At 46.2% G+C, this 6,214-nt stretch carries 4 protein-coding genes and 1 pseudogene; 1 reads left to right on the forward strand and 4 read right to left on the reverse strand.

What is annotated here, in order from left to right; genetic code table 11:
• Positions 1 to 149 precede the first annotated feature (149 nt).
• Positions 150 to 497, forward strand: coding sequence for a hypothetical protein (locus IM500_RS12495; RefSeq protein WP_287738563.1), 348 nt, complete (start codon positions 150 to 152; stop codon positions 495 to 497).
• A gap of 220 nt (positions 498 to 717) precedes the next feature.
• On the opposite strand, the gene IM500_RS12500 is transcribed toward IM500_RS12495, so the two are convergent.
• The 4 genes and pseudogenes from IM500_RS12500 to IM500_RS24765 form a co-directional block, all read right to left on the reverse strand.
• Positions 718 to 2,370: a DUF6930 domain-containing protein gene (locus IM500_RS12500; protein ID WP_190719614.1), complete on the reverse strand. Its 1,653-nt coding sequence runs from the start codon at positions 2,368 to 2,370 to the stop codon at positions 718 to 720.
• A gap of 75 nt (positions 2,371 to 2,445) precedes the next feature.
• Complete coding sequence (locus IM500_RS12505) at positions 2,446 to 4,518, reverse strand: caspase family protein (RefSeq protein WP_190719611.1); 2,073 nt, start codon at positions 4,516 to 4,518, stop codon at positions 2,446 to 2,448.
• 348 nt (positions 4,519 to 4,866) lie between these two features.
• Positions 4,867 to 6,036 (reverse strand): sulfate adenylyltransferase, encoded by a 1,170-nt coding sequence (sat, locus tag IM500_RS12510; RefSeq protein ID WP_190357289.1) that lies wholly within the window; start codon positions 6,034 to 6,036, stop codon positions 4,867 to 4,869.
• A gap of 59 nt (positions 6,037 to 6,095) precedes the next feature.
• Positions 6,096 to 6,214, reverse strand: a pseudogene (locus IM500_RS24765) (RRXRR domain-containing protein); the annotation flags it as partial.

Raw genomic sequence — 6,214 nt, forward strand, 5'->3', positions numbered from 1 at the left:
AAATTTTGCCTCAAACCCTGTCTGCGTAAAGATTTCAGGAGTTTGTACCCAGTAGTTTATTAGTATTACATTGCTTTAACTCAGGCTCTGTAAGACTTTGAGCCATAGCTAGTATATTTATACGGGGGAAGTTCAGTTATTTAACAATTATGCAAGAAAAGCTAGAGAGTCTTGATGATAAATATATTGATGAGACTTGCCATCGGTATGCCAACGTCAGGGAACAACTAAGTAAAAGGGATTTTTTGAATAACCAAAATCCTATTAGAGAAAAGGATATTAGTCTAAATACTCTATTTAGGAGGTATTTAAAAACCATCAATGACAATCGTGAATTTTATAAAATGGCTAATAAAAATGATGTTCAAACAATTATTAATCAAGTGACCAAACCTTATAATATAGAGTTCAATATTGAGCAAGATTTTATTTCATTACTCAATCTTGTTGATCGCTCGACTTGGTTTAATGAGTGGGATTTTTTAACCAAATTGTAAAATTTTAACCATGATGACCTACCCTAAACGCCTGATCGAAGTTGACCTACCCATTAAGGGAATTTCTGCCCATGCGCGGCGGTAAAAATCGATTCGTCATGGGCATATTTCTACACTTCATAGCGCAGCTTGACGGTGGGAGTATGTCAATGAATTTGCCAAGCAAACTGATTACTGATTACTGATCACTGAAAAAGAGCCGCCGCTGCCTTGGTTAAAATTAACCAAAGTGAGGCATAAGAGTCAAAACTCCCAAGTCTAAATCTTTACTATTGATCGATTTTGCCTCATAGAGGGCTAACATATCGTTTAATTGGGGATTGCCGCAGGAGGAACCCGTTACGCCCATGGCAATAATCAAACCACAATAACCCTCGGTATTTTTGATGCGTTTTTGCCAATTGCGACGCGCGTTACGGTGGTCGGGATCATCTTGCTCGAATTCCCCAAATAGATAGAGATCACCGTTAGCCATTTTCAGAATCCCCAGATCATAACGGGTATCTTCGAGGGGATCTTCGCCGGGGTTAAAACCAATGGCCGCCAAACCGCCAGCTTGTTCGATTTTTTCGATAATTTCCTTGGCTTTCGGTCGGGAGGTCTGGATCATCACCACGGGGAAACCCTCTCCTTTTGTCGGTACGGACTGGGGTTGATAATGGATTTTTGGACGACTGCGAATTTTATCTAATAATTGCCAGGGAACCATTCCCAGACTGAGATGTGCATTATCAGGAACTAAATCCTCCTTGAGTACGGATTCTTCCTCATCATCCTCATCATCCTCATCCTCGTCGTCGTCCTCCTCCTCCAAGAGTTGCATAAATTCCGCACATAGATCGGGCATCGTGGCTACCGTCACCGCCACGGTTTCCCCTTTTGCTTGTTCGGGGTCGAGGGGAATGCGAAAACGACGCTGTAATTCTCCGATCGGTTCTTCGGATAAAGCGGATTGATTGCCTTTAAAAAAGCGCAACAGAGCTATTAAAGCTAAATATACCGTGATTGCTTCTTCTTCATCTAAATAGGGGCGAATACCTTCGTAGGGATGCACGCTGCCGAAAACTGGATGGATTTGGGAGGGGGCAGCCGAGGCTAGATCGTAGTCATCCTCATCATCGTCCTCATCATCATCGGCCAATTCGTAGCTTAAAAACCAACAATCTTGGGAAAGAAAGGCTTTTTCTAATCTTTCCATCGATTTTTCTGCTAAAGCGGACTGCCGGAATTGTTTGAGGGATTCTAGGGAACGATAGAGAATGATTCCGTATTCCCGACCGAGCATTCCCATGACACAGGCGTAAAGATTCGGGAAATCGGAGCGATCGAGCTTAATTTGCAAAATATCGTAATCAGCTAAACAGGACCAGGGTTCAGCTTTCCAAATTTCGTGAGCGGTTTTCACTAAAGCGGACTGCCAAGTGGGAGGAATTGCCGGGGGGCGGTTATTTTGGAATTCGTCGAATCCACGAAAGAGATCATCGATCAGGGGCAAACTGGGGACATAATCGATGGTGATATCGAGATCTTGCAGTACCCCGCGCAGAAAAAACTGTGTTTCTCGATCGCGGACGATAATTTTTTTCGGTCTGGCTGGCCGGGCTGGATTTTGGGGTGTTTCGATGGCGCGGATTAAGGTTCTTACCATGGCCTCCGGCCCGGTTTCAGGGGAAACTACTTCCATAGCGCGTACACAGCCCTCGCTACCATCCACCCAGATCACGCACTCGCCACCGCTTTCTTGATTTGGTTCTAGGGTGGCCCGGGGCATTCTCTCGGATAAGGATAAAGCACGACGATCTCCTTCCCAAACACTGGGAATTTGTGGGATTTTTTTGAGGCGGCTTTGGGTTGTCCGGGGCAGAAGATTCATCGGGAAATTTAGGGGTAGCTGTGTTAGGATTTTAACCTTTTCTTTTCAAGGATTCCATAGAATCATTCTATCGATTTAGTCCATAACTTGATAAATAAACCGGAAACCTGACCAAGTTCCTAGATCAAAGGCGTATTCATCAATTACACTGCCAGAACTATCCATTTTTAGACCTAAATCTAATTTTAGATCGCTCCAGAAAGCTCTGGCTATTTCTAGGGGGTTAGTCAGGGTGAGCAGTTGGGTGGCTTCTCCCTTGAGGCTTTGAGTGGCATTGAGAAGGGTCAAGGTTTTCGGGAAAGGATGACGACTGAGGATCAGTAGATTTTCTCTGATGCCCTTGGGTTGACTAATTTTCCAATGCCCTTGGCGGTCATTGGGGATGGTGGCCTTGGTTTTGGCCGCCACGACAAAGGGGGCTAATGGGCTGGAATTGCTGAAATTATCGGGGTTTTCTGAACAGGAACAGTATAAAAGCGGTTGGCGATCGCTGTCGAGGACAAGGATCAGTGCGTAGAGGGGTTGTTCTTCTTGATTCTCAATTTGATAGCGAATTTCCGTACCCACGGGCAGAATTAAGTCGTTTTTAGCGGTATTAGTCCCCCTGCTACCCGCAATTTTTTGGGTTGGCACTGTGGAGATATAGGTTTGATCGAGGCTTTCGAGGGTGACAATGACGGCTAAACCGGAGGATTCTTGATTGATCAACAAGTGCCACAATTTGCAGGCCAGCAGGGTTTCTAGTTGCGATTGCAGTCGTTTGATTCCCGATTTAATTGCTTCGTTGGCCGCCCCTAAACTACCGATAATTAGGGAGCCATTGGCAGATAATAACTGATAATTGCCAGTTTCTTCGCTACCAACTCGACTTAAGAGACAATCTACCGTTTGTTCGCCAATGTTAACCACGGCGGCCACATCGGGCAAACTGGCAAAGGTACTGGTAGCATCTACCCGTTCGATCCGGGTTAAGTTATGATCCAAACCGACGATTAAGCCGATTTTACTCGGAAAAACCCGCAATTTTTCCTCTAGAATCTGTCCTATTTCTAGGGAGGCGGTTGCTGATAATAACTGGGCTTTGGCTTTTAAACCCTGACGGGAGAGAATTTGTAGGCTGATTTCCTCCCCGGTCGCCTCAATAAAGCTCAAACAGGAGTTAATTCCGTAATTTTCCAGGATTTCTAAGGGGAGGCCGACCAGATTGACTTCTAGGGTGCGCTCATCAATAAGATTTGTAACAATTGCCGCCCCAACCCTTGACTTTTCTGACGTTGTATGATAAAGAGACACAGAATTATTTTGATTATTGGTCAGGATTGTCGGTTGCTGTTGTTGACTGCTGTGACTAGCGACGAGATTACGGAGATGGGGAAAAGCGATCGCAATTGTCGGACTGGGGGAAGCTTGCCAGAGATACTGAGTGAGATCATAGGTGAATAAGCCAGCATTGGGGCTATTACCGCTCAATTCCAGGGCAATTTGCTCTGGTTTAGCGGCAGCGAGAATAACGCCGTTACTAGGCTTATTTTTGAGGTTAAAACGGGTTTTAATATCGGCAGCGAAAGTTAATTCGGCGGGGTTAGGATCAGTAATGGTTCTAGAATAGGAACGAACGCGGAGATTACCGAGATAGGGCTGAGGTTGGGGGAGATGACTACTATCAAAAATCAAGCTAAACTTATCCGTAGCTAGACAGCGAGCCATCAGCAGGATATTTTCCTTAAGTAAAGCATTTTCTGCCCCATCCGCAGCAATAAAAACCTCTTTTCGGGCCCCAACACTGCCATAACCGCTAAAGTGAAAAATGACCACATCCCCTGCCTTGGCTTGGGCGATCAGGTGTTCTAAAAAAGCCGATTTGATCGCTTCTCCACTGGCTTGTTGTCCCGTTAAAGTTACTATATCAGCATCCTGAAAGCCAAAACGATAACGGAGAAGGTCTTTTTGTAACTCCACATCGGTAAGACAGCCGGGCAGCGGCGGAATATTCGCCCCATACTGGTCAATACCGACTAAAAGAGCCAATTTTCGGGGATTAGGGGCGGCGAGAGCGGCCAAATGACGGTTAACTGTCCCTTGACTAATCGCCAAAGTCAGCAACCCCCAACCTGTCTGCTGGATCAATTCTCGCCTAGTTATGTTCATCGAAAATTTTGGGTGGGAAACCCCGCCGTAGAACGGCGGCTTTACGTTAGAATTAAAAAGACCGTCTCGAAAACCAAGTGGGCGGACAGCACCTTGAAAACTCGGCTTAGGGAGTTCCGTTCAGAAAAGCTTGTCCGGGTAAAAAGTCGCGCGCAACAAGTACAAGAAGCGTTTAGTCAGAACCGTACCGTGGGACACACGGAATCGGGCTTCTGAAATGGAGCGAAAGTCTGTGGACTCTGTGTAAGACAGTACATGGTTTTTTAACTGTGGTATGCGACGGTGGTGGAAGCAGAAACTTAAATCGTGAGGTTTAGGAATCGCCGCCCTAAAAGTGCGGCGAGGATGTCAAGATCCTTGCATGGCGCGGATTAATTCGGCAGCTACTTCTGGACGGGAGAATTCCGGAGGTGGTAATTCTCCTTTGCGCAGCAGTTCCCGGACTTTCGTTCCCGAAAGGTGGATTCTTTCTTCAGGTAAACTGGGGCTAGTTTTGGTGGTTGCCATTCCCGAAGTGCGGGTACAGTAGAAAGCGTGTTCAAACTTCATCGGCACGATTCCCAATTCCCCAGGCTCGAACTCATCAAAGATATACTGAGCATCGTAGGTTCCGTAGTAGTCCCCGACTCCGGCATGGTCACGACCGACGATAAAATGGGTACAACCGTAGTTTTTGCGGATAATAGCGTGGAAAATCGCTTCCCGGGGGCCTGCATAACGCATAGCTGAGGGGTTGATAGCCAGAATAACGCGATCTTGGGGAAAGTATTTATCCATCATGATCTCATAGCAACGCATCCGTACATCGGCCGGCACATCATCGCTTTTGGTAGCGCCGACAAGAGGATGCAAGAATAAACCATCTACCACTTCTAGGGCGCATTTTTGAATGTATTCGTGGGCCCGGTGGATGGGATTACGGGTTTGGAAACCGACAATCGTTTTCCAAGCTTTTTCGTGGAACATTTTGCGCGATTGCAGAGGATCGATCTGATATTTGGGAAACTGGGGATGAGGATCGCGCTGAAGTAACCAAATCGGACCTGCGAGGTTAATTTCTCCCTGTTCATAGAGGACTTTTACCCCGGGATGTTTCTGGTCGTCGGTACGATAGACGTTAACTGCTTCGTGGGCCTTATTATAACGGTATTTTTGGGTTAGTTCTAGGACTCCGACAAAGTTGCCTTCGCTGTCATCTAAACGAATCCAGTTGCCTTCTTTGAGCGGATCCGCCACTTCTTCCCTAACGGAAAGAGTCACGGGAATTGCCCAGGGTAAACCATTGATTAGACGCATATCATCGACGACTTTTTCGTAGTCGTCCTGTTCCATAAAGCCTTTGAGGGGACTGAAACCACCAATAGCAATCATAACTAAATCCGAGAGCGATCGTTCATCTAAGGAAACTCGCGGTAGTTTTTCAGCTAGGGCCAGAAATTCAGCTTTTTCGGCAGCGGTAGCAATACGATTAATTAATTGCCCACCGTGGGGCGCGATTCCTTCGGTCAGTACAGTCATCGAAAAATTGGGTCTGAAACCCCGCCCTTTAGCGATAGCGGAGGGCGGCTTTATACAAGTTAGTGAGAAACAATTAAACCGTTAGAACGACGAATTAACTGAATCTTGCTAACAGCTATCTGTCCCAATCGTTTCCAATTAGTATCGCTTACAGATAGCTGTTTTTCGGTATCTCCAC

It is taken from the genome of Microcystis sp. M179S2, from assembly GCF_020245805.1.
Taxonomy (GTDB): Bacteria; Cyanobacteriota; Cyanobacteriia; order Cyanobacteriales; family Microcystaceae; genus Microcystis; species Microcystis aeruginosa.

Excerpts from the sequence above, each read along its gene's own strand:
- IM500_RS12495 (WP_287738563.1), top strand. The coding sequence starts at position 150 with ATGCAAGAAAAGCTAGAGAGTCTTGATGATAAATATATTGATGAGACT.
- IM500_RS12500 (WP_190719614.1), bottom strand. The coding sequence starts at position 2,370 with ATGAATCTTCTGCCCCGGACAACCCAAAGCCGCCTCAAAAAAATCCCA.
- IM500_RS12505 (WP_190719611.1), bottom strand. The coding sequence starts at position 4,518 with ATGAACATAACTAGGCGAGAATTGATCCAGCAGACAGGTTGGGGGTTG.
- sat (WP_190357289.1), bottom strand. The coding sequence starts at position 6,036 with ATGACTGTACTGACCGAAGGAATCGCGCCCCACGGTGGGCAATTAATT.